The organism is Pseudoalteromonas sp. ABE4_541 (assembly GCF_056312285.1).
The window spans coordinates 69,366-92,667 of sequence record NZ_JBSVEM010000002.1; the positions used below are offsets into that span (position 1 = coordinate 69,366).

Below are 23,302 nucleotides of genomic sequence, written 5' to 3' on the forward strand. Positions count from 1 at the left end.
AACTCTTATCCGCAGCTGAGGTTAACTAAACATGGGCTGCCAAGTATTTTCAAGCATGGTAGCCACTTGCTCACCACCTAGGGCCTCGCTAAATAAAGGCCCTTGAAAATAATCACAATCGTGCATACGTAAAAATCGCAGTTGCTCTTTTGTGGCAATACCTTGCGCCACACACTGCATACCCAAACTATGAGCAAGCGACAAACTTGAGTGAATAATCACTTCATGCTCTTTATCTACACCAATATCAGCAACAAAGTTATGTGCAACTTTAAGTACATCAATAGGGAATCGCTTAAGTTGCGTCAACGAAGCGTAGCCCGTACCAAAGTCATCCATAAACAAACGACAACCGAGTACTTTTAGTTGATACATCGCTTCTATAACATGCTCAGTATCTCCCATCATCAAAGACTCTGATACTTCAAAAGCGACATATTTGCCTTGCATAGCTAAACGCTTTAACAAGGATCCTACTTGTTCTACCAAATCAACCTCAATAAAGTCCAAACTAGAGAGGTTAAGTGATATATACAATTCTGGGTATGTACTATGCCATTGTTTAAGCTCTATCAATGCCCTTTCTAGAGTGTATAGAAATATATCTTTACAAAGGCCTATTTGTGCTGCACAAAACATAGAATCTTGGCTATCAAAGCGCGCAATTTTAGGCCACTTTATTGACACTTCAAAACCGTCAACCGTCTTACTCGTGCCATTGATGATAGGTTGGTACAAGTTTGAAAATTCACCATCATATAAAGCTTGGCGCAAATCTTTTTCTATTACAAAAGTCTTCTGAACCTGCTGATTCATTTCTTGCCTGAAAAAGTGTACACCAGCGAAAGATTGGTGCATCGCATGATTAAGCGCCACCTTCGCATTTTGACACAATGCAAAAGCCTCCAAACCATCCTCAGGCGCATAAGCGACGCCGACAAAAGGCTTTAATGTCAACGATTGCTCCGCAATTAGGGTGGGTTGTTCAAACTGGTGCAGCAGATTGCGAATACACCTGGTTGCTTCAGCTAAACCTTTAAGTTGCTCAAGCAAAATATAAAACTCTTGGCCACCTTCAACACCAATGCTGTCTTGTGTACGAAAACATTGTCGAATAATCCCAACTAAATGCCTAACTACATGAGCATATAATTCAGCCGATAGCGTTTCTTGATAATGTGAGAGCGCGCCAAAACGCACAGCAACAATAACCACAGGTGAGTTCTGAATACGCTGTGACAAGGCATGTTGAACTCTGTCTATAAACAAGACTTTATTAGGCAACTGGGTCAATAAATCGTAGTTCGCTAATTGGTATAGTTCTTTTTCTGTTCTCTTTTGTGAAGAAATATCAGTAAGTACGACAACATAGTTCTCTAATTCACCGTTCGAGTCAGCCACTGCACTGACTTTAATAAGCACATAGCACACCTCACCACTGGGCTGTGTGAGCTGCTCTTCAGAGCTGTAATGTTCTCCAGGTTTTAGCTCAGTCATGGCACGTAGGTAACGCATGCGCACTTGGCGGCTCAAGCCAAGACTAAGTTTTGTGCTTGAAGCGGGTTCGGCCTCAATGCCAAACGCTTGCTGTATTGTGGTATTACACGCTTGAATTCTCAGGTTCTTATCTAATATAAACACCCAGTCTCGAGTCTGCTCAAAGGCCGCACCAAACAGGCGCGCACGCTCTTCAAAAATACGTTCTCGGGTTAAATTGGTATATGTTCCCGTTACACGCTCAGGAATGCTATCCCGCCACGCCATAACCTTGCCATAGTCCTTATACCACCTCCAATGGCCTTTACGATGTTGTAATCGGTAGGTGCAATTAAACACGCCCTTATTGGTTGACACAAACTCTAACCATTCAATCCTAAATAAGGCCCGATCACTTGGGTGAACTATATGAAGGTATTCATCTAATGTCACATTATCATGAGGATAGCCCAATTCAGCGGTTAAACGAGGCTGATATATCAAGTGATTATCAAGCTTCCAATCCCAAACCCCTGACCCACTACTTTCAAGTGCTAACTTAAGCCGTGCTTCACTGTTTTGTGTTTCTTTATGCGCAGCAATGATCATCTGCTCTACTTTGTTCTTCCTATACATCCAAAAACTCAGCGAGAACAAAATAAAAAGAATATAAGCAGCCAATGCGATTGGAGAGCGCCAGATAGGATATTTAACGTTAATGTTTAGCTTTGCAGGCTCAGTATAGTCCCCTGTCAAAGGGTCTTTCGCCCACACTTTCAGCTGATAGTGACCAGGATTAAGCTTAGGAAATACCACCCGATTGTTATTTCGAGTCATGGTTTTTTGTCCACCTGAAATCTGATATTCAAATACCACTCTATCTCGGTGGTTAAAGATCATTGCCGAGAACGACACTTCTAAACCAAGATCATCATGATTTAATTCAATTTCTTCAATTGCTTTTAAACCATGATGCTCAAGCTTTCGTGACATAAGCTCTACAGACGTAATATTCACTTGCGACAACAATGGTTTTGTTGGTCGGTTCACAGACGGATCAAAAATAGTAAAGCCTTTCAAAGACCCATAAGCCAAACGACCATCACCCAGTTTAGTCGACGCCCCCCAATTGAACTCATTTGCGTATAAGCCATCTTCAGTCGTAAATTGCTGCATGTGCAAATTATCAGGGTCTAAGCGCCAAATCCCTTTATGGGACGACATCCAGATCATCCCTTTTTCATCGGCATGCATCTCATACATAGGGGTATCGAGCTTTAGCATCTTTAAATCAATTGTGTGCATTACTTCATAGCTTTTCGAATCAAGGCCAATTAGGCCCATGTTCGACATCGCTAGCCACAAAATGCCATTTTTATCTATGGTGTAAGAAAGTAAGTTATCTGGAGAGTGTTCATTGGCATTCGGCACTGCATATATTTTGTCGAGTTTTTGTGTCTCAGGCACAAATCGATACAAGGTACCACCACTGAAAAACAAAGGTTGCTCAGGTTTATCAGGTAAAGGCGTGCGAAATCCAAACGATAAAAATGGGTCTTCGTTTGTCAGATCACCTTCAATTTTTTGCAACGATTGCTTTTCAATATTGTAGCGAAAATAGCCTTTATCACTGCTTACAAAATACAGATCGCCATTGGGCAGCAAAGTGACGCCAAATACAAAGTCTTGCACAATTTCTTGGTCGCTTTTCGTCTTTGCATAAGGCCGTCGAATTTCATGTGTTTGTGGGTTAAAGACAAATAAACCACGGTTTGTCATTAACCAAAAATCGTCTTTGAATAAAAATACCTGTGCTACCGCAAATTCAGGTAAAACAGCTTCTCCTAAATACCCTTTAAGAAAGATAGCCGTCTTTCCCGTTTTAGGGTTATAACGGGTTAATCCATCATGGGTCGCAGCCCAGATATCTCCTTTGTAATATTGTAAATCCCATACATTATTATGAGAGAATCCATCTCCCTTTGCGCTTAAGGGGCTTACATTGGTAAAATCAGCCTGTATCTTGGGTAGATAAAACGCACCATCAGTTCTTGTTGCTACCCACAAAGAACCTTGTTTGTCTTCAACAAAATCAATAATGCTACTGTCTGTGAGGCTCTTATAGGTGCTATTGGCTATGCGCTCATCTCGATGTAACTTTTTTGTACCAAGGTCAAGATACATTAACCCTTTGTTAGTACCTAACATGAGGTATTCACGCTCAATGGCAATTTTCCAGATATTTAAGTCATCTATCAGCGTTTCATATTGCCAACGGTTCTCTGAGTATTCGAACTGCTCTTCTAATTGACTAATATCAACCTGATATAAGCCCTGTACCGCGCCTATTAACAATGTTTGTGGATCGAGCAATGCTAGTGACTTGGTATGACTTTGGTATTCATGCTCTTCAATATCCAAATGCTCTATTTTTATCAGTTTTTGTTTTTTATCATGATAAGCAAACGTACCTTCAGAAGTGGCGATGAACAAGTAATCTCCCGAACTCATGATGTCTCTTACAACACCCGTTTCTTTACTGATTGGCAGTGGGATCTCTTTGGAAATATTGCCGCTATGAATGTCTAAAACAGCGACATTATCACCTCTGGCGAGCCACAACTGACGGTCACTTTTCGCGAGCATTCGATTGACCGCTGTTTGCATAAACTCTTGCTCATTGCGTGGCGCATTGATGTATTTGCGAAACTTGTCTTTGTCAGGATCATAGCTGAATAAGCCAAAAGCTCTCGATGCAATCCAAATTCGCCCCTTGGTATCTTGATAAATTCTGTCGATAATATCTTCATCTAGTATGCCATCAGGCCCTTTGACTGACATAACTTGATAACCATCGTAACGATTCAGTCCGCCTTCGGTAGACAACCAAAGAAAGCCATTTTTATCAAACATCAATGTGTTGACATAACTTTGCGATAAACCTTCAGCTGGGGATAAGCGCTCAACCTGAGCTGCATTGGCATAGCCTATAGATACAACGCCTAACAAGATAACTGACAGGTAAAAAGCAATAAACTTGTGAATAATGCGACTCATACTTCTGAACATGAATTATTTGAATAGACACATTGCCACAATATCACGTTTTTGCGCAATATAGCTGTTGAAATAGGGTTGTAGAGTGTGTGGGATATCACACGTTTGAAACCCCAACTGCTGATAAAGTTGACATAAATGTCGATAAGCAAATGTATAGACTGTCGACTGTTGTGCGAGCAACACGTCCTTTAACAATGCTTTAGCAATACCTTGACCGCGATACTCTGGCGCCACTAGCACTGAAGATAAAAACAGTACCCCGGCTTTTTGCTGAACTCGACATGCAGCGACGATATGAGGTAATTTAACGACCCAATTTTGATCTTGTTTGGTCGCTCTGCCACGACCCCGGTACTGTTTATAAAACTTGTTTACCAGTGGAGTCGCCATAGCTGGAACTTGAGTAACTAACACCCTAGCCCGCTAACATGACACTTAAATAATACTCAAAGCGTTGTTTTAGAGTCGCCTGCTCCGATATGGGACGATTATTAATGGCGCCATAAACAGCTTCTCGCGTGTTTTTACCACGCTTGATTTGATACGCCCAAAATGACGCTTCATAATCAAGTTGAATTTGGTATTTTTCTTGTCTTGGCAATTTACACAGGTTGTAGCTCATAACAGTCACATAAAATTACAGGGAATCAAGATTGTACCATAACTCAAAGATACGCGCGGAACATAAGACAAACTAAAAATCGAGTGACTGCTGATCAGTGGGATCACCTTTTTCAATTTCTTGTTGTGTTTTCTTGGCAAGATAACGCTTATAGCGCTGCTGACATAACGCAATAACTTTACGCTTTTGTGCGTTGCTGAGTGTATTCCAAGCAAAACGCTCCTCTCGGCTGCGATAGCATCCCTTACAATAACCTCGATTATTTACTTGGCAGATCCCCTTACACGGACTGGGGATCTCGAAAATTTCTATTTGTTCCATAACATTCACACGACTTTGCTTCAGTGAGTATAACGCGAATACATGGACAAATAGCAAACAAAAAAGCACGTTTATGAAACGTGCTTTTTTGTTTGTCATGACCTTTACCACTATGAATATGTGGCTTTTCGCTTAAATGGCTCTGCATACATTGCCATTACTTGTTCTTTTAGCTCTTCAGGCACTTGCTCTAAACGTTGCAGAAAGTCTTGTTGCTCAGTGTCTGAAACTTTAGCGCTCTCACCGGCCGCAATATAATTGGTTGGATGAAGATAGTATTGCCCAACTATCTGCTTATCAATACTCAAGGCAAGCTCATCTGGGGTTTCACACTCATCAACGATGGGCTCACCAAAAGCCACATGCACATGTCCTTTATCCGTGCGAATACCTTCCAAGATACTTTCGATGTCTTCACCTTGCGCTTTCACGTACTGACCAAACTCGCGTTTATGTACAAGTTCCTTGGCTTTAGCAACCGCACATGGCTCAAACTGATATGAAATGGAAACCGGCACTATCTTCAATTGACGCACATAATCATCAAATGGCATTTTCAACTTGCGGCCCTGTAATTGAAGCATTTTTAACAGTGCTGGATCGGTTTTATCCACACCATCCTTTGCTCGCCCCTCTTTTTGCGCAATCCAAATCGAGTGCCCTGAATCTAATGAGTCATAAATGTAACTTGACAGTTCACTCAGCGCTTTGAGCATTTCTTTTGGAGCTTTTGCTGAGCGATTCACAATAAAGCTCTTATTAAGCCTCATAAGCTCGGTGATATAAGGGACTTGCAATAAGTTATCACCGATGGCGATACGCACTGTATTCATATTGTGCTTATGTAAGCCCCAGTTCATTAATGCGGGATCAAGCACAATATCTCTGTGATTCGAAATGAACAAATAAGCAGCGTCGTTATCAAGTTTTTCTAACCCCGAGTAGGTCACTTTACTGGTGGTATTATTAATCAGCATTTCAAGATAGTAAGCAACCTCATGCTGAACCTGCTCAACGGTAGAAAACTTGCCCCATTTCACATTTAAACGAGCGCGTACTAATGGACGAGCAACGGTAGACCAACGACTTAGCCACTGAGGTAAGTTATATTTGGCAATAACATCAATAAAGCTGTTATCAGCCAACAAACGCTTCAGTGCGGCGGGTACTTCATCATCATTGTAAGGTCTTATTTGTGCGTACTTATCCACTAAACAACTCATTTTCAAAAGGATTAAATTACAAAGCGCGATATTTTATCGCGCTTGTCTTGTTTACGCCAAGATTATCAAGTCTGACCACCTTTGCAACTAGACAATTCCTTATTTGCATTTATTTTTCCCCACAAGGAAATGATCACCAATCTGCCCATCAAGATCAGCAGCAATAAACCCGCCCCCATGCTTAACCAAGCAGGCAGCACCTCATGATGCATTTGCATCATTGGCTCGACTGAAAAACCAAATCTCGACACTAAAATATCGGTTAAAAAGCCAAACACGAGTGCAACACCAATCACGCCAGATAAATAAGCGGCTACCGCACGCCGACCCAGCTCTTTTGCAACCACGCCTAAAGTGGCAATATTGGTCGCCGGACCCGCGAGCATAAACACCAATACAGCGCCAGGTGATACACCTGCCATTAGCAAGCCCGCTGCGATCGGTGTGGAGGCGGTGGCACAAATGTACATCGGAATGCTTATCAGGATCACCACCAACATAGCGAGCACGCCACTGCCCCACTGACTAAGAAACGACTCTGGCACATAAGTTTGCACTAAAGCCGCAAAAAACAGCCCTATCATTAACCAAGTCATGGTGTCAGATAGCAATTTATTTGAACTGAATTTAACGGCTTGCCATAGTTTGTTTACAAGCGGTACTTGCTCAGAAGCATTATCACCCTCACAACACATATTGTGTGCTTTTTCACTGTCACAACAGCTGTCAACGGCAATAGCTTTCTCAGCGTGTGGGACGCAACAGCTCGATGTAGTTTGCACGACTATTTCTTCTTTACTCGCGCAGCAACTGTCTTGTTGTCGGCTAACGCTAGCAGACGCCGAACAACAGCTGCTGGCGTTATCCCCATTTGCTATAGAAACACGAGCATGTTCCGGCTTATCTTCCCGACCAACTAACACACCCGCAACTATCGCACTACTGACGGCCGCAATGGGCCTGATCACCGCCATAAATGGCCCGAGTAATACATAAGACACAGATATAGAATCGACCCCGGTCTCAGGTGTAGACACCAAAAACGCTGTTGTCGCACTTTTAGAGCCACCAGCCCGACGTAAGCCAACGGCTGCGGGGATCACACCGCAAGAACACAAGGGCATAGGCGCGCCAATCAGCGCGGCTTTTACCGTTGTCCAAAGCCCCTCTTTACCAAGATGTTTTTGTAAAAAATCTTTGGGTATGAATACATTAATCAAGCCAGCTAAAAGTAGCCCTAGCATAAGCCACGGGGCCGACAGTAAAAATAGCTGCCAAAAGTTATTGATTAGATCCATCGATATCCTCCAATGCCGTCAATATTGAACAAAAATCGGCGCTTTCAGGGCCACCACAACAACGCTTTGCCAATTTGGCAAGCGACTGTTCAAAACGCTGTAGCTCCGCAATGCGTTCTCGTACCAGCGCTAATTTTTGTGAGGTAATCGTTTTGACTTCCTCACAGCTATGCTGGTGTTTATCTATTTTGATTTCTAACAGTTCTTGAATTTCTTTAAGACTAAAACCGACCTCTTTAGCCCGTAAAATAAATTGCATCTGCTTGAGCTGCGCTTCATCATAGACACGGTAGCCGGCATCACTACGCCCAGAAGGCATCAATAACTGATGTTGTTCATAATACCGAAGCGTATCTGTTGATACGCCTAATTGCTTTGCTAACACGCCAATTTTCATCATTCTCTCCTAAGTTCATGGTAAAGTATAAACCTTAGAGTAAACACCAAGGTCAAGCTTTTTAGAGAGAAATATGAATATTGTATTATTGGATGCACAAACCCTCGGCGAAGTCTCTCTGGAGCCACTTCAGCAGTTCGGACAACTCACCGTATACGCTCACACCCAAAGCGAGGAAGTGATTGAGCGCTGTAGAGATGCACATGTCGTTATTACCAATAAAGTGGTAATTGGTGCACAAATCATGCAACAGCTCAACAATCTAAAGCTCATTTGCGTAGCGGCCACCGGCACTAACAATATTGATTTAAACACCGCTAAGTCATTTGACATAGCAGTAACCAATGTCGCTGGCTACTCTACTCCTTCGGTAGTACAACATACCTTTGCACTGATCAGTAATTTACTTGGTAATGTGCATCGCTATGCGCACGATTGCCAAGTAGGCGAGTGGCAAAAAAGTGCTATGTTTTGTCGGCTCGATCATACGATCACTGAAATTTATGGCAAAAAAATTGCAATCATTGGTTTTGGTACACTCGGTCAAGCCGTTGCCCAAGTTGCTAAAGCTTATGGTGCGCAGGTGCTGGTAGCAGAACAACGTCAACGCCCCGATACTCGCGCTGGTAGAGTGCCATTTATTGATGCAGTAAAACAAGCCGACATAGTATCGATTCATTGTCCGCTTACCAGTGACACTGAAAATTTATTTGATCTTGATACATTAGCGCTGATGAAGTCCTCAGCTATTTTAATTAATACCGCTCGTGGTGGTATTGTGAACGAACATGCACTCGCAAAAGCACTAAACAAGAAAATGATCGCAGGGGCAGCCACTGATGTACTGAGCGAAGAACCGGCAAATGCAGATAACCCTCTCATTCAATACCAAGGAAATAATTTGTTAGTTACACCGCATGTGGCATGGGCCAGTAACGAATCTATCACTCGATTGGTCGCGGGCATTGCTCAAAACATTGCTGACTTTTGCAATAACAAGCAGACCAACAGAGTGGTTTAATTAGCTAAAAATTAGCAATTTACGCGAAGTTCGAAGTTTCCGAATACGGACAGGAAAACACAACGTATTGATATTGTAGAAATTGATATTATTGGCAATATATTTGCTTTAGTAGAAACCATATTCACGAAGGAAGTTATTATAATGAAAAAATTACTTATTGTTGCTGCACTCGCTGTGCCTATGTTATCTGGTTGTGTTGTTGCTATCTCTGATGGTGAAGTCGAAAGTGGTTGGGCAAACGATCATAACAACTGGCAAAAAACACAAAGAGATAATCGTCAAAAAATTTCTCAGCTAAGCATGGGAACGAGTTATCAAGACGTTTTAAGCCGATTCAATACCCCTGACTTTACTGAGTTGGTCAAAAAAGGTGATGATGTTTACCAAGTGCTATTTTTTGCAACCAACAGCAAGCACTCAGATGGCAAAGTAACGAAGGATGAGTGCACACCGCTAGTATTCAAAAACAACCTACTCGTTGGTTTTGGCGACACCGCGATGGCAAATATTTTATAAGCTAATAGAATACGCCGCTGATCTCTCGATTAGCGGCTCTTTAATACCAGCCTTTGTTGATTATTTTGCGCTTCAGACAAAGCATCATTGACATGCTGTAAGCAAGTATTCACATCGGTGCCAGATTGGCCCTTGATATACGCAATACCAATACTAACACTTACATGCGCACATATTGGTGAGCGCCGATGAGGCAATAACAATTGATCGACTGCGTCATGCAACGCATGGGCAAATTCCAGCACCGCCTCATGAGTACAACCTACGGCCAGTACAGCAAACCGAACTCCATCAAAGCGCGCTAAGAAACCATTATATTCATTAACAACTAAATTAAGTGCGTGAGCGACTTTAATCAAACATTCGTCACCCGAAGCATACCCATAAGCGTCGTTATAATTTTTAAAAAAGTCGATATCAATCAGCATCAAGCTGAGATTTTGCTCTGATGCATGACAGGTACGACAGCTTTTTGCTAGGTGCTCATCAAACAAGCGCCTATTTGGTAATTCAGTTAAGCCATCAATAGAGGCTAACTTCTCAAGCAAGTCTCTTTTTTTCTTAAGTGACAAGTGAATTTTTACTCTGGCTCTAACAATCAGAGGGCTATAGGGTTTCGTAATGTAGTCAACCGCCCCCATTTGCAAACCTTGTGCTTCATCACTGTAGCTATTACTGGCTGAGATGATGATCACTGGGATCATATACGTCGAAGGGGCATCTTTAAGTCTTTGTAACAAGACCACACCTTGTCGGTCAGTTTGTTTGAGATCTGTAATGATTAAGTCAACATTGTGCGTGGCAAGGAAGCTCATTGCTTCTTCACTAGACTCAAGCAAGGTCAAATAACACTCATCAGCCAAAGTGTTTTCTAACACAACTCGGTTTAAGGGATCACTATCAACGACTAAAACTCGTCCTTTGTCTTGCATTTATGCGCCTCGATACCTCATAGGTATAAACTGTTTTACCTGATTTAATCGCTTAACAAATACTTCTTTCAAAGCAGGCTGTTGTAAGGAGCCAAATTCTTTTAAATGCCACTCTAGCGCTTTCGCAGCTTCTGATAATGCAATAAAGCCAATTCCTCCGGCCGCTCCTTTTACACTGTGTGCAACAGTTTCAAGTTGCATATCATCGCCGTCTTGCTCGAGTTTGGATAAATACTCAGCACACATTAGCGCAAATTTATCCAGCATGCTATCAAGAAATTTATCACTGCCCATCATTTGCTGCAAAGCTAATTCATTGTCAAAAAAGACTTCATCTGAGTGCATGTAAGTTTGCAATGCCGCTTGTAGTTGTGTTTGCGAAATCGGCTTTGTAAGGTAGTCATTCATGCCAACTTCAAGTGCACGCTCTTTTTCACTAAGCTGTGAATTGGCAGTGAGAGCAATAATCGGGCTTTCAAACTCTTGCAGTACATCCCTAATATCACTGGTAGCTTGATAACCGTCAACGCCAGGCATATGAATATCCATCAATACAATATCGGGTTGTAAGGTTGCGACCAGTTCAGTGAGCATTTTTGCTGACTGTTGCACAACCACATTAACATGCAAAGACTGAAGCATGTTCGCTGCAATATCCAAATTTAGGCTGTTATCATCCACCACTAAACATAATTTCCCAGCAACCTTTTGACCCAATTTATGAAGTGCATTGACTTCAAGTTTACGACCTAAAAGGCACACCGCACCTTGCATAAATACGTTTGCATTGACAAAAGTAAGCCGCGAATTGGTAAAATCAGTCAGCGAGTCTGGAGCTATGATTTGCTCAAGTGCTTGCAAAGTAGCATCATGTTCATTTAACAAAACACGAGCGTCTGGCGAATCAGCCAATACTAGGTATCGATAAACACCTTGTTTCAGAGCTTGTAATGCTTGATTTGCACTATGAACAACTTGAATATGTGGGTGTGAAAGAAAAGGCATTTCACGCTCTTTGCTGCATAAACACAGTACCGGTACATTCTCTTCGAAAATATGGGTTGGTACTTTATCTAACGACAGCGTGAAGAAAAACTGGCTCCCTTGTCCAAGCTCACTTTTCAATTCAATGTGACTGCCAAGCGATGCTACTTCATGTTTCACAATCGCCAGCCCGAGCCCTATGCCTTCGTGGTAACGCGAGAATGACTCATCACCTTGTGTAAACGCATCAAATAAACGGTTCTGATCTTGTGGTTTTATTCCCACTCCAGTATCGCTAACACAAAAGCAAATATCCTGCTTTTCCTCACTTTCATTCAGTACTTCCATACTCAGTGTGATCTGGCCATGCTCTGTATACTTAACCGCGTTGTTCAATAAATTAATCAATATTTGTTTAATTCTATTTTCATTACTGTTTAAGATAGGCCAAACACGCTCATCCACCTGAGTAATGAGCTGTAACTGTTTTTTCTCACTTAACGGGGTGATAAGCTCAAGGCAGTCTTTGACAAGTGTCGCGATACAAAACTCGGCAACACAAGGAACAGCCACTCGCCCCTCAACTTTGGCATACGACAAAATGCTGTCTAGCATGTTAAGTAACTGATCAGATGCATGCTCCACCTGACCAAGGTGCACTTGCTGTTGTTCCGTCACGCCCTGTTTTTTAACAATATCCACCAGCCCTTGAATGACATTTAATGGAGTTCGTATCTCATGGCTAATATTGGCAATAAAGCGGCTTTTCGCAAGCGTCGCACGCTCGGCATCCAGTTTAGCTTGTGTGAGACTGGTTATATCTTGTAAGTGCAATACGTAGTACTTGGGTGTTTTGTTTTTATCCCATACCAGTGAAGCACTTAAGTGCAGCCACTTAAACGGCTCTGGTTGCGATAAACTGAGTTCGAGTACTTTTTTCGAGTCTTTCAACAACATGTTGAGCAGGTGGGATATCGCTAAATAACTGTCTGAATTGAACATCGACGACAAATGCGCATGCGACTCATTATGCACCTTCCCCAAGTAACGCTTGGCAGCTTTGTTCATGACCAATACCGTTTGCTTTAGCGACACCAAAATAACCCCATTTGGCGCGTACTCCATGGCCGCTTTGAAGTTTTCTTCTGAGGTCTGTAAAGCGCGCATGGCGCGTTGTTGCTCCGTTACATCCCGGGCAACGCCCAAAGTGCCCAGTAATCCCTTTTGCCCGTCCAGAAATGGGGCCAGTGTCAACATGTAACTTTTCTCATCGAGCTGCAATGTGGTCGTAAAAGCATACTGTTGATCTCGCATTTTCTGTTCGAGTAAGAGTAGCTCAGGATAAAGTTCGGTTACCTCTTGATGCTCACGTCCAACTAATTGCGACTTTTCAACCCCCAAAAACTGTTCAAAAGCACGGTTGCAACCAATAAAAGAACCGTCGATATTTTTGAAATAGATCAGATCTGGCACCGTATCAAGCACTTTATCAAGTAACGCCGCTTGCCGTTCTTTGGCATCGAGCGAACGAGATAAAGCACGACGTTGCTTTTGTACTTCCTCATCCAGTTCCTCGTTATGCAATTGTAAGCGCAAAAGCAGTGATTCCTTTTGCATCACAACTTGCTTTACCTGTGCAAACCACGGTTGCCAATCTATGGGGATCACATAATCAAAGGTGCTTTGCGGTGACTGCTCTTGGTGCGTCAAATAGCGGACAAAATAACTCACAGGCAAAATGAAAATACGATGACACAACCAACTGAGCATCATATAAGTTGCTAAAACGAACAATAAGATAAAAGCAAATTCAAGAGCAAGCTCATACAATATCGGCTTACGAAACTGAAATTCTTGCTGCAAATACACCAAATCTAACGGACGTTGAGATTTTAATTCATACAGTTCAATGCCATCAGACCAAGGGGACGCACCTTGTTGCTGTATCGGGGATTTAAACTCAAATCTCTGTGCATCAAGTATGTTTCGTTTATCTTTATTTATTAACAGTACTTGGCTTTGCCCTAATGATACGCTCTCTAGCCAACCTGCGACCCTCTCAACGCTATAAACAAGAATGACATACTCATTGTGGGCGCTACCACGCTGTTTTGCGATACTAAAAAATCGCTCTCCATTAATTTTAACCGTACGACTACTGCTAAAATTCGTCATACTAAAATCAGGCTCTAATTCTCCTTCTAAAAGTGCACTGAGCATATGGCTAGTATCACTCGCCCTTCTCTTTACAAACGCGTAGTGCCCCTCTTTTACATAAGCAATCGCTTCAACAGACGACATTAACGACAATACCGTGTTAAATGCTGGTGCCAGCGAGGAAAGTTGATACCATTGAGATTGCTTCACGGCCTCGTAGCGAAAGTGTTTAAAACCCACAAATTCTACACCAGAATGGCTCAGTTTTTGATAAAAGTAATCCGTATCCGCCGCTGCTTTTGGCTCAATTGACTCAAAAGCATCATCAATAGGCGCTTGCTCAAGCGTCAGAAAAACACCATCGAGCACACTGCTTGCTTGTGCCATTCTTTGATCAAACTGCGCATCCAATGCTTGAAAATGAGCAACACGCTCCTCATATGCTCTTGTGAGCTTAAGATGATAAAAATGCAAACAAAGAAAAGCCGCCACCAATATCGAAATGCACAACCCTATCACGGCTGCTCTGCGATATTTTTTAAGTGGTATGAAGTCGAGAGTTGTGTCCATTAAGATGGCATAGTTATGATTTTATAACGCAAACATTACCAGTAATCTGACTGATGTCTATCAAAATGAGAGAGCAGGCCATATAAGTAGCCTGCTTGATTACTATAGATTTTCTTCTGCAAAAGAGGCTAAGCGACTGCGCACTACGCCATTGAGATTGATGGTTGCACTTCCTTCGAAGTGTTTAAAGCGTTCAACTAAATAGGTTAAGCCTGACGTGACAGGGGTTAGATAGTTGCTATCAATTTGCGCTAAGTTACCCGTACAAATTAACTTGGTACCCTCACCACAACGGGTGATGATTGTTTTAAGCTGTGAAGCGGTCAAGTTTTGACTTTCGTCCAAAATCACTACCGCATTTTGAATGCTACGCCCGCGCATGAAGTTAACCGATTTGAATTGAATATTCGCCTTTTCCATAATGTAATTGCGACTAGAAATAGGGCTTTCATCATTTTTGTGAAGCACTTCTAGCGTGTCTGTAATTGCCGCTAGCCAAGGCGCCATTTTCTCTTCTTCCGTGCCTGGCAAAAAACCGATGCTTTCAGCGATTTCCGGGGTGTTTCTCGTCACAATGACCTTATCATAAACGCCTTTTTCAATAATCATCTCCAGTGCACTAGCCAAAGCGAGTAACGTTTTACCACACCCCGCAGGCCCCGTTAAAATCACCAGTTCAATATCTGGGTCTAGTAACGCATCGAGTGCCATGCCTTGATAAATATTCTTCGGTTTAACACCCCATGCCATTTGATGCATCAGGCGCTCTCGGCTTAAGTCTTTAAGTGTAATTAGATTCTCATCATAGCCTGATACGCGAGCGGCAAAGTGCTCACCATCATCTATCAAGTATTCATTACAAAACACATCTGGCATTAACGAAGTTGGCACATGGTGTACCGTGTATCGGCCTTGTTGTTCTGACGTACAATCGCCAACGTTTTGCCAAAAGTCTCCTTCTATCTTTTTAAAACCAGTACTAAGCAGCTGAATATCATCGATAAGCTGATCGGTACGATAGTCTTCAACAAACTTCAAACCTGCACCTTTAGCTTTAAGGCGCATGTTTATATCTTTAGTGACCAACACCACTTTTTTGTCGCTGTACTGTTTTTGTAATTGTACTGCACAGTTGATGATACGATGGTCGTTCTCATTTCCCGGCAAGCCTGAAATGCTATCTGGAAATAAATGATCGTTCACAATAACCAGCTTGCCTCGGGCGAGCGTATCTACCTCTTTGCTTGATTGAATACTCGGTAAACGAACCCCTTCCAACATTTGTTCTGGGGTTGCATCCTTTAGTACGCCGTCTAGGCTACGAATTGCCACTCTGGCATCACGACTTACATCGCTCTTTCGGTCTTTGATGTGATCTAGCTCTTCAAGCACTGTCATGGGAATTACCACGTCATGTTCTTGAAAGGAAAGATAAGCGAGGGGTTCATGGAGTAGTACGTTGGTGTCAAGCACGTACACTTTTCTGTCGAGGTCTTGATCTTTTCCCATAGCGCATTCCTGTCGTTTGCAATGATATATGCTATACCCATTAGATTCATTGATGGTGGCATCAAAAACCCGATGGCTATAAACCAAGTTTAGTCTATTTGTCATGAAAGTCTGTTTCATGACAACTGACTGCGCACTTTTTAGCCAAGCCGTAGCTGTATTTGTGCGTTTCATATACTGCAAATTCACATTGCCAGATATGCACATAAAACGTCAATATACAAGATTGAACAACGTCATGTGAACGGGTAACATAGCCGCCTTTTTTCTGCTTAGACGAGACAAACATGAACTTTTCATTAGGTCAGCGCTGGATCAGTGATACTGAATCAGATTTAGGATTAGGTACCATCGTGGCTATTGAAGGCCGCCAAGTGACTATATTGTTCCCCGCCAGTGGAGAAAACCGAGTTTATTCAATGCAAGAGGCACCAGTAACTCGTGTTGTATTTAATCCAGGTGATGTCATTCGTCACGTTGAAGAGTGGGAGCTCCAAGTAGAAACGATTGAACAGCAGGGCGATCTACTTTGCTACCACGGCACTCGTCTAGATACACAAGAAAAAACCATTTTAAAAGAAATGTTTCTTGATCACTTCATCAAGTTTAACAAACCGCAAGACAGACTATTTGCAGGCCAAGTTGACCGTTTTGACCGCTACACGTTGCGCTACCAAACATGGCAGCACCAATTCAATCGTCAACAATCACATCTGAAAGGGGTTGTTGGACAACGCGCAAGCCTTATTCCACACCAGTTGTATATTGCCGATGAGGTTGGCAAGCGTTTCGCACCACGTGTTTTGTTATCGGATGAAGTGGGACTAGGTAAAACCATCGAAGCGGGTATGATTTTACATCAACAGATCTTAACTGGTCGCGCCAACCGCGTTTTGATTGTTGTACCTGAGAATTTGCAACATCAGTGGCTTGTAGAGATGCTGCGTCGCTTCAACTTACGTTTTTCTATATTTGATGAAGAACGCTGTGACGAAGCCTTTGCTGATTCACCGAATGTCTTTGAAACCGAGCAACTTGTTTTAGTTAGCCTTGAATTTATTACAAAAAAACGCCGCTGGTTTGAACAAGCAACGTTGGCTGATTGGGATCTACTGGTTATTGACGAAGCGCACCATTTAACCATCACTAAAGACAAGCCAAGTACTGAATATTTGCGCATGGCAGAACTAAGCCAAGACATTCCGGGCTTAATCTTGCTCACAGCAACCCCTGATCAACTTGGCCATTACAGCCACTTTGCGCGCTTACAGCTGCTAGACCCTGACAGGTTCTACGACTATGACAAATTCGTTGAAGAAGAAAGTCACTACAAAGAAGTAGCCGATGCCGCTAATCAATTACTACAAGATGGCGCATTGGATGAAAAAGGCGAAGCCACTATCACGCAACTGCTCAAAGAAACCGACATTTCGGCATTATTAAAGCAAGCTCAATCGGGTGATGAAGACGCCAAGCAAGAAATCTTATCCATGCTATTAGACCGTCACGGTACGGGACGTATTTTGTTCCGTAACAGCCGTAGCGGCATTGATGGTTATCCAAGCCGTAAATTACACAGCTACCCCGTTGAGCTGCCAAAACAATACAAAACCGCGATGTCGGTACTTGGCAGTATGGGTGGTATCCAAAGTGCTGAAAAATCGGCTTTACGCGCCCTATTCCCTGAAAAAATATTCCAAGAGTTTGAAGGAGCTGGCAGCAGCTGGGCAACCTTCGATCCGCGCGTTGATTGGTTAATCGAAACGCTTAAAACATTAAAACATGAAAAAGTGCTGTTGATCTGTGCTGAAGCACAAACTGCCATCAGTCTTGAACAAATATTGCGTGAGCGCGAAGCTATCAAAGCAGCGGTATTCCACGAAGGCATGTCAATCGTTGAGCGTGACCGCGCGGCAGCATTTTTTGCCGATGAATATGACAGCGCACAAGTACTGTTATGTTCAGAAATAGGCTCAGAAGGACGTAACTTCCAATTCTCGCACCACTTAGTGTTGTTTGATTTGCCACTTAACCCTGATTTACTCGAGCAGCGTATAGGTCGTCTTGACCGTATCGGGCAAAAGTTTGATGTAAATATTCACGTGCCTTACTTTGAAAATACCGCTCAAGAAGTATTACTACGTTGGTATGAAGAAGGCCTAGATGCGTTTGAGACAACGAGCACCACGGGTCAATTACTTTACAAAGAATTTTCGGAAGAGTTGTTGGAATTGGTTGGTGAGCACAACTGCGACGAGGAGAGCTTAGATCCGCTGCTAGAACAAGTATCAAAGCAAAATCGCGTGCTACGCTCACAAATGGAGCAAGGCCGAGACCGCTTGTTAGAGCTACACTCAAGCGGCCAAGGTAAAGCGGAAAAGCTGGTTGCTGAAATTGAGCAGCTAGATGATGACGTGGTGCTACCAGCATACATGATCAATGCTTTTGATATTTTCGGTGTCTCACAAGAAGATAAAGGTGAAAACACCATTATCTTAAAACCGACTGAGCACATGCTCAACCCATCATTCCCTTGTTTAAAAGACGATGGCATCACCGTGACTTTTGACCGTGCAACAGCCTTGTCTCAAGAAGATGCGCATTTCATCAGTTGGGATCACCCTATGGTACAAGGCACCATGGATATGATCTGTGATGATGATTTTGGTAGTGCCTCTGTTGCTCTACTGAAAAACAAGAAGTTGCCTGCTGGTACCTTCTTTGTTGAACTCATTTTTATCGCCGAAGCATCAGCACCAAAAGCCTTACAACTAGGTCGCTTCTTACCACCGACACCTATCCGTATTTTGATGGATAAAGCAGGTAACAACTTGGCAGCTAATGTGGCGTTTGATGCGTTTAATAATCAGTTATCGGCAGTGGGTCGCCAAACGGCAAGTAAACTGGCCAATGCCTTACAAGGGGCGATTCACCCATTGATAGCCAAAGCCAATGAATTAGCTTCAGGTGAACTGGATAACATTCAAACGCAAGCTCAGCAAAAGATGCTCAATGTGATGGAAGATGAACAAAGCCGCTTAACCGCACTAAAAGCCATCAACCCAAATATTCGTGATGAAGAAATTAAGGTATTTGATAAACAAAGAGAAGCTCTCACAAGCCACATCGCCAAGGCGCAATTGAAACTCGATGCAATTCGTTTAATTGTTGTTACTCACGAATAATCATACGACTTTGGCCGTATGTCAGTCTCTGGCATATGGCCCTTTCTTAACAGCCATTATTTGCTAATACTCAAAACCCCGTTAAAATAGCGGGCTGAATGATTCAAAGGGCTTTATTGTGCTGTTAAATTACGCGCCGCCGCGCGACCCCTATCTTGAAATTTTGTACCAAGACGACCACATGTTAGTGATCAATAAGCCTAGTGGTTTACTCACTGTGCCCGGTAAAGATCCCAAGCATGCAGACAGCGCCATCAGCCGTGTTAATGCCGTATTTCCAACCGCCCGTATTGTGCACCGTTTAGATATGGCCACATCGGGTGTACTGTGTCTTGCCATGAGTAAAGAGGCACACCGCTTTCTGAGTATTCAATTTCAAGACAGACTAACCAATAAACATTATATTGCCCGTGTATTTGGCAAGCTTGAACAGCAAACAGGGTCTGTTGACTTACCTCTCATTTGTGATTGGCCAAATAGGCCCAAACAAATGGTCTGTCACGAAACAGGTAAACCTTCACTCACCCACTTTGAAGTACTCAATTACGAGGATACTGCCACGCGCGTGAAGCTCACGCCAATCACTGGTCGCTCTCACCAATTACGCGTCCATATGCTGTCATTAGGCCATGTTATCTTGGGTGATAGACTGTATGCAAAAGACAAAGCGCTTTCAGCTGCACCACGTTTACAACTGCATGCCGAGATGCTGCAAATAAGCCACCCTGTCACAGAGCAATTGATGACTTTTGAGGCACCAGTGCCGTTTTAATTAGCCGCATTGACTTTAATGATACAGCTCAAACGTTAAACCTTCACATCAATTTGGGTTGCTAATTGGTATCCCTGATAGCGATTGAGTACCCCCAGAAATTGTTCCAGTTTTTCGGTATCCGCTCCACGGGCGCGTTCAAACGCAATTTCTTGTTCTATTTGCGCTAAAAAATTACCATTTGATTTGCCTTTGAGTTCCCCATTTTCCAATATAAAATGGTCGACAGGCAGTCGAAAGAGTAACCGGTCATCGCCCGTTTCACGGATCAAAGCATTGAGCTCATTAAGGCCAATGTTACGCATATCAATCGCACGGCTACTACCTTGAACAGTAAAAGGCTCAGAAGGCAAAGTATTGCCTTCTCGGTGACACAATTTGGCATGGCCATAACGGTTAAATGTGCTTACAACGTTAGCTACTTACATTCTCACAGTCCTTTTGTGAAGTTAAGAACTTGCTAGAAGCAAAATTCATTCACAAACGGCTGTGTATAGCGCTTTTTTGAGCTTACTTAACCTTAGCTGCGGATAAGCGTTTTGGGAGCTCGCAATAGGGATGTTACTTGTTAAACAACCCTAATGCACTGGCTGTCATCGCCCTAACGCCCGTGTGAATAGTTTTAGGGTAGTCTGGTGCAAATTTGCTTGAATGCAGTGACGGCAGTGTATCTCCATTGTCTTGCGCTTGTTGGTACAAGTTAGGCTCAACCCCGCCTAGCCAAAAAATGGTGATAGGAATATCTTCATCGGTGAGCCCATACAAACCAAAGTCCTCCCCCGCCATAACCGGCTCAGACTGCCACACATGGTTTTCACCCAATTCATTTTTAATTGCTAGCGTCACTTTTTCAGCCAGCACAGGGTCGTTGTATGTGGAAGGAATCGTTTCCTCTTCGTGCACATACACCACAGGCGCCATCTCTTCTGGCAAACCCGCACTCAATGCAATGCCCTTAGTTAAACGTTCTAAGGTGGCAATTTGTTGCGCTCTTACCTTTGGATCGTATGAACGCAAAGTCAGTTGTAATTTCACTTCGTTGGAAATGATATTGTGTTTAGAGCCACCATGGATAGAGCCGACGGTGATCACCGATGGCTGCAAAGGTGAAATCTCACGACTGGTTATGGTTTGCAATGCCAACACAATACGTGAGGCCAGTACCACAGGGTCAACCGTCGTATGTGGGTACGCGCCATGTCCCCCCTTACCTTTCACTGTTATATCAACTGAGTCCACATTAGCCAATGCATAGCCCGGTGCAATTGCAACTTTCCCTGCAGGCACCGATGCACTCACATGCAGACCCAGTACATGATCAGGCTTGGCAAACTTTTTAAATAAGCCATCCTTGAGCATGGCTTTGGCCCCCGCCCCAACCTCTTCAGCTGGCTGCGCCACCATCATCAAGGTGCCCCGCCATTTTTCTTTGTGCATTGCGAGTTGTTTGGCAGTACCAATAAAACTAGTCATATGAATATCATGGCCACAGCCATGCATCACACCCACTTCGTTGTTATTTTTATCTAACGTTTTAACCTTTGACGCATAAGCTTTACCGGTTTGCTCAATGATCGGCAAACCGTCGGTATCAGCTCGGATCATCACCGTTGGCCCATCGCCATTTTTTAATAAGCCCACAACACCATGTCCACCGACATGCTCTATTACCTCAAAGCCTATGCCTTTCAGCTCTTTAGCAAGACGAGCTGCGGTGTTTTTTTCCTGATATGACAGCTCAGGATTTTGGTGCAAGTGTAGATACAAGCTTTCGAGCGAAGGCATATCAGCCTTTACACTGACATCTAAAGAAGATGCATTGGCTAGAAAGGCACTAACTAAGGATAAGGTTATGAGCGATTTTTTCATTATTATTCTCTAGTTCCTAAATTATGAGCTAGGTTAGCCAAACCGATAAAACAATGCAAAAAAACAGCAAACTTGACAAATAATCAAATAAAAATAACTTAGTACCCGAATAATTAACAAACAAAGGAATGACATGATAAATATGCTGAAACCTTCAATACTTGCGCTTACTTTTTGTAGTGCATTCAGTCACGCTTCGAGCACTGTTGATTTACAACAAAATGTGTTAGACAGTTTCTTAAACAATCCGCAAGTTATCAGCGCCATAGAAGCATTGCATGCTAACCCCACTGATGAGTTAACTCGTCAAAATGCAAATGCAGTCATACAAGCCAAGCTCTACGACGTCAGTCTTCAATTCAACATCCCTGTAGATCAAGTAGACGCAATTGTCATGCACGATACGAGTGCACTATATCCGAGTGCTAAAAAGCATAGTCCACATTACAATGCCTTTTCTGTTCCAGACGAGCATATCACCATATTATGTGATGATAATTGTTCCAGTGCAGCAAACTCGGGAAGCTTTGGTGGCTGGGCAGAGACTGCGGCAAGCATGAATAATGTTGGTTATGGGGCATACTTCAATGTGGGTTATCTAAGATGGCAGTGTACGTCAATTTTACCGTACAACAAGAATGCAAAGGTATTTGCTAAAAATGAAGGATATTATTTTTGAAAAGCAAATTAAGGGACCAGACGAAGAATTTGATAGTAAATAATTAAACTAGAAAAATTAGCTTTTTGCGGTAGTGCTTTTCATCGCAAAAAGCTAAGTGCTTACTCAAATATTTTAATGTTACGATAACTTAATGCTGGTTATGAATATTTACCAACAACTTAGCGACCGTTTTGGCGTCAATTGCTGCATTTTTATTGCCATTTACATGGGCATCAACAATCGCGCCCTCCATGAGCAACATCAGTTGTTTGGTTAAAACGTCCGGCGAAATAAGCTTAGCGCGTTCACACAAGCCCAATACCCAATTAGCAATTCGTTGCTTGTGAGACGCACACAATTGATGGCAAGGATGCTCAAATTGAGAAAACTCACCAGCGGCGTTAATAAACATACAACCAAAAAAATTATCCTGATTGAACCATTCATCTAAAACATCAAATAAACCGATGAGCTGCATTTTTGGGTATTCACTGTTAGCCACTGCACCGCTCGTTAGAAAATCAAAAAAATCATTATCGCGCTTCTCTAAAACCGCCGCTATCAGTGCATCTTTAGATTCAAAGTGATTATAAAGTGTCTTCTTCGACACCTTGGCAGTCGCGATGATCAAGTCGATACCAGTAGCATGAAAGCCATGGCGATAAAACAGCTCTAAGGCATGCGCTATCAAATGCGCTCGCTTGGACACCGCGGGCATAACCTCTC

General features: G+C 42.8%; 18 protein-coding genes. 5 read left to right on the forward strand and 13 right to left on the reverse strand.

Features of this window, described 5'->3' with window-relative positions; translation table 11 throughout:
* Nucleotides 1-21: 21 nt before the first annotated feature.
* The 7 genes from ACW689_RS02970 to zntR all read right to left on the reverse strand — a co-directional run bounded on the left by ACW689_RS02970 (nucleotide 22) and on the right by zntR (nucleotide 8,400).
* Complete coding sequence (locus ACW689_RS02970; protein ID WP_476288412.1) at nucleotides 22-4,533, reverse strand: EAL domain-containing protein; 4,512 nt, start codon at nucleotides 4,531-4,533, stop codon at nucleotides 22-24.
* Between the two features lie 15 nt (nucleotides 4,534-4,548).
* Nucleotides 4,549-4,926 carry a GNAT family N-acetyltransferase gene (locus ACW689_RS02975; RefSeq protein ID WP_476288413.1) on the reverse strand — a complete coding sequence of 126 codons (378 nt, stop codon included), beginning with the start codon at nucleotides 4,924-4,926 and terminating at the stop codon, nucleotides 4,549-4,551.
* A 25-nt stretch (nucleotides 4,927-4,951) separates the two neighbouring features.
* Complete coding sequence (locus ACW689_RS02980) at nucleotides 4,952-5,158, reverse strand: DUF3283 family protein (protein WP_476288414.1); 207 nt, start codon at nucleotides 5,156-5,158, stop codon at nucleotides 4,952-4,954.
* A 72-nt stretch (nucleotides 5,159-5,230) separates the two neighbouring features.
* On the reverse strand, nucleotides 5,231-5,479 hold the full coding sequence (locus ACW689_RS02985; RefSeq protein WP_476288600.1) for a DUF1289 domain-containing protein: 249 nt from the start codon (nucleotides 5,477-5,479) through the stop codon (nucleotides 5,231-5,233).
* Between the two features lie 110 nt (nucleotides 5,480-5,589).
* Entirely contained in the window at nucleotides 5,590-6,690 is a 1,101-nt protein-coding gene (locus ACW689_RS02990; RefSeq protein ID WP_476288415.1) for a 1-acyl-sn-glycerol-3-phosphate acyltransferase, read from the reverse strand.
* 77 nt (nucleotides 6,691-6,767) lie between these two features.
* On the reverse strand, nucleotides 6,768-8,000 hold the full coding sequence (locus tag ACW689_RS02995) for an SO_0444 family Cu/Zn efflux transporter (RefSeq protein ID WP_476288416.1): 1,233 nt from the start codon (nucleotides 7,998-8,000) through the stop codon (nucleotides 6,768-6,770).
* On the reverse strand, nucleotides 7,984-8,400 hold the full coding sequence (gene zntR, locus ACW689_RS03000; protein WP_476288417.1) for a Zn(2+)-responsive transcriptional regulator: 417 nt from the start codon (nucleotides 8,398-8,400) through the stop codon (nucleotides 7,984-7,986). Before zntR ends, ACW689_RS02995 begins: the two co-directional genes overlap by 17 nt.
* 70 nt (nucleotides 8,401-8,470) lie before the next feature.
* On the opposite strand from zntR, the gene ACW689_RS03005 reads away from it, so the two are divergent.
* Nucleotides 8,471-9,418, forward strand: a complete 948-nt coding sequence (locus tag ACW689_RS03005; protein WP_476288418.1) for a D-2-hydroxyacid dehydrogenase — start codon at nucleotides 8,471-8,473, stop codon at nucleotides 9,416-9,418.
* Between the two features lie 144 nt (nucleotides 9,419-9,562).
* Nucleotides 9,563-9,937, forward strand: coding sequence for a DUF3192 domain-containing protein (locus tag ACW689_RS03010; RefSeq protein ID WP_476288419.1), 375 nt, complete (start codon nucleotides 9,563-9,565; stop codon nucleotides 9,935-9,937).
* Between the two features lie 29 nt (nucleotides 9,938-9,966).
* On the opposite strand, the gene ACW689_RS03015 is transcribed toward ACW689_RS03010, so the two are convergent.
* The 3 genes from ACW689_RS03015 to ACW689_RS03025 all read right to left on the reverse strand — a co-directional run bounded on the left by ACW689_RS03015 (nucleotide 9,967) and on the right by ACW689_RS03025 (nucleotide 16,089).
* Nucleotides 9,967-10,869: a GGDEF domain-containing response regulator gene (locus ACW689_RS03015; protein ID WP_476288420.1), complete on the reverse strand. Its 903-nt coding sequence runs from the start codon at nucleotides 10,867-10,869 to the stop codon at nucleotides 9,967-9,969.
* Nucleotides 10,870-14,580, reverse strand: coding sequence for a response regulator (locus ACW689_RS03020; protein ID WP_476288421.1), 3,711 nt, complete (start codon nucleotides 14,578-14,580; stop codon nucleotides 10,870-10,872).
* Between the two features lie 102 nt (nucleotides 14,581-14,682).
* Nucleotides 14,683-16,089: a PhoH family protein gene (locus tag ACW689_RS03025; RefSeq protein WP_476288422.1), complete on the reverse strand. Its 1,407-nt coding sequence runs from the start codon at nucleotides 16,087-16,089 to the stop codon at nucleotides 14,683-14,685.
* 287 nt (nucleotides 16,090-16,376) lie between these two features.
* On the opposite strand from ACW689_RS03025, the gene rapA reads away from it, so the two are divergent.
* Nucleotides 16,377-19,274, forward strand: coding sequence for an RNA polymerase-associated protein RapA (gene rapA / locus ACW689_RS03030; RefSeq protein WP_476288423.1), 2,898 nt, complete (start codon nucleotides 16,377-16,379; stop codon nucleotides 19,272-19,274).
* A 118-nt stretch (nucleotides 19,275-19,392) separates the two neighbouring features.
* On the forward strand, nucleotides 19,393-20,046 hold the full coding sequence (gene rluA, locus ACW689_RS03035) for a bifunctional tRNA pseudouridine(32) synthase/23S rRNA pseudouridine(746) synthase RluA (RefSeq protein WP_476288424.1): 654 nt from the start codon (nucleotides 19,393-19,395) through the stop codon (nucleotides 20,044-20,046).
* A gap of 35 nt (nucleotides 20,047-20,081) precedes the next feature.
* Here the strand turns inward: rluA and ACW689_RS03040 are convergent, their stop codons facing one another.
* Nucleotides 20,082-20,399: a hypothetical protein gene (locus ACW689_RS03040; protein WP_476288425.1), complete on the reverse strand. Its 318-nt coding sequence runs from the start codon at nucleotides 20,397-20,399 to the stop codon at nucleotides 20,082-20,084.
* 208 nt (nucleotides 20,400-20,607) lie between these two features.
* On the reverse strand, nucleotides 20,608-21,915 hold the full coding sequence (locus ACW689_RS03045) for an amidohydrolase (RefSeq protein ID WP_476288426.1): 1,308 nt from the start codon (nucleotides 21,913-21,915) through the stop codon (nucleotides 20,608-20,610).
* Nucleotides 21,916-22,048: 133 nt separating this feature from the next.
* Between ACW689_RS03045 and ACW689_RS03050 the strand changes: the two genes are divergently transcribed.
* Nucleotides 22,049-22,594, forward strand: a complete 546-nt coding sequence (locus ACW689_RS03050; RefSeq protein ID WP_476288427.1) for a hypothetical protein — start codon at nucleotides 22,049-22,051, stop codon at nucleotides 22,592-22,594.
* Between the two features lie 130 nt (nucleotides 22,595-22,724).
* Here ACW689_RS03050 and ACW689_RS03055 read toward each other — a convergent pair whose 3' ends face one another.
* Nucleotides 22,725-23,294: a TetR/AcrR family transcriptional regulator gene (locus tag ACW689_RS03055; protein WP_476288428.1), complete on the reverse strand. Its 570-nt coding sequence runs from the start codon at nucleotides 23,292-23,294 to the stop codon at nucleotides 22,725-22,727.
* Nucleotides 23,295-23,302: the final 8 nt, after the last annotated feature.

Excerpts from the sequence above, each read along its gene's own strand:
- ACW689_RS02970 (WP_476288412.1), bottom strand. The coding sequence starts at position 4,533 with ATGAGTCGCATTATTCACAAGTTTATTGCTTTTTACCTGTCAGTTATC.
- ACW689_RS02975 (WP_476288413.1), bottom strand. The coding sequence starts at position 4,926 with ATGGCGACTCCACTGGTAAACAAGTTTTATAAACAGTACCGGGGTCGT.
- ACW689_RS02980 (WP_476288414.1), bottom strand. The coding sequence starts at position 5,158 with ATGAGCTACAACCTGTGTAAATTGCCAAGACAAGAAAAATACCAAATT.
- ACW689_RS02985 (WP_476288600.1), bottom strand. The coding sequence starts at position 5,479 with ATGGAACAAATAGAAATTTTCGAGATCCCCAGTCCGTGTAAGGGGATC.
- ACW689_RS02995 (WP_476288416.1), bottom strand. The coding sequence starts at position 8,000 with ATGGATCTAATCAATAACTTTTGGCAGCTATTTTTACTGTCGGCCCCG.
- zntR (WP_476288417.1), bottom strand. The coding sequence starts at position 8,400 with ATGATGAAAATTGGCGTGTTAGCAAAGCAATTAGGCGTATCAACAGAT.
- ACW689_RS03005 (WP_476288418.1), top strand. The coding sequence starts at position 8,471 with ATGAATATTGTATTATTGGATGCACAAACCCTCGGCGAAGTCTCTCTG.
- ACW689_RS03010 (WP_476288419.1), top strand. The coding sequence starts at position 9,563 with ATGAAAAAATTACTTATTGTTGCTGCACTCGCTGTGCCTATGTTATCT.
- ACW689_RS03015 (WP_476288420.1), bottom strand. The coding sequence starts at position 10,869 with ATGCAAGACAAAGGACGAGTTTTAGTCGTTGATAGTGATCCCTTAAAC.
- ACW689_RS03020 (WP_476288421.1), bottom strand. The coding sequence starts at position 14,580 with ATGGACACAACTCTCGACTTCATACCACTTAAAAAATATCGCAGAGCA.
- ACW689_RS03025 (WP_476288422.1), bottom strand. The coding sequence starts at position 16,089 with ATGGGAAAAGATCAAGACCTCGACAGAAAAGTGTACGTGCTTGACACC.
- rapA (WP_476288423.1), top strand. The coding sequence starts at position 16,377 with ATGAACTTTTCATTAGGTCAGCGCTGGATCAGTGATACTGAATCAGAT.
- ACW689_RS03045 (WP_476288426.1), bottom strand. The coding sequence starts at position 21,915 with ATGAAAAAATCGCTCATAACCTTATCCTTAGTTAGTGCCTTTCTAGCC.
- ACW689_RS03050 (WP_476288427.1), top strand. The coding sequence starts at position 22,049 with ATGATAAATATGCTGAAACCTTCAATACTTGCGCTTACTTTTTGTAGT.
- ACW689_RS03055 (WP_476288428.1), bottom strand. The coding sequence starts at position 23,294 with ATGCCCGCGGTGTCCAAGCGAGCGCATTTGATAGCGCATGCCTTAGAG.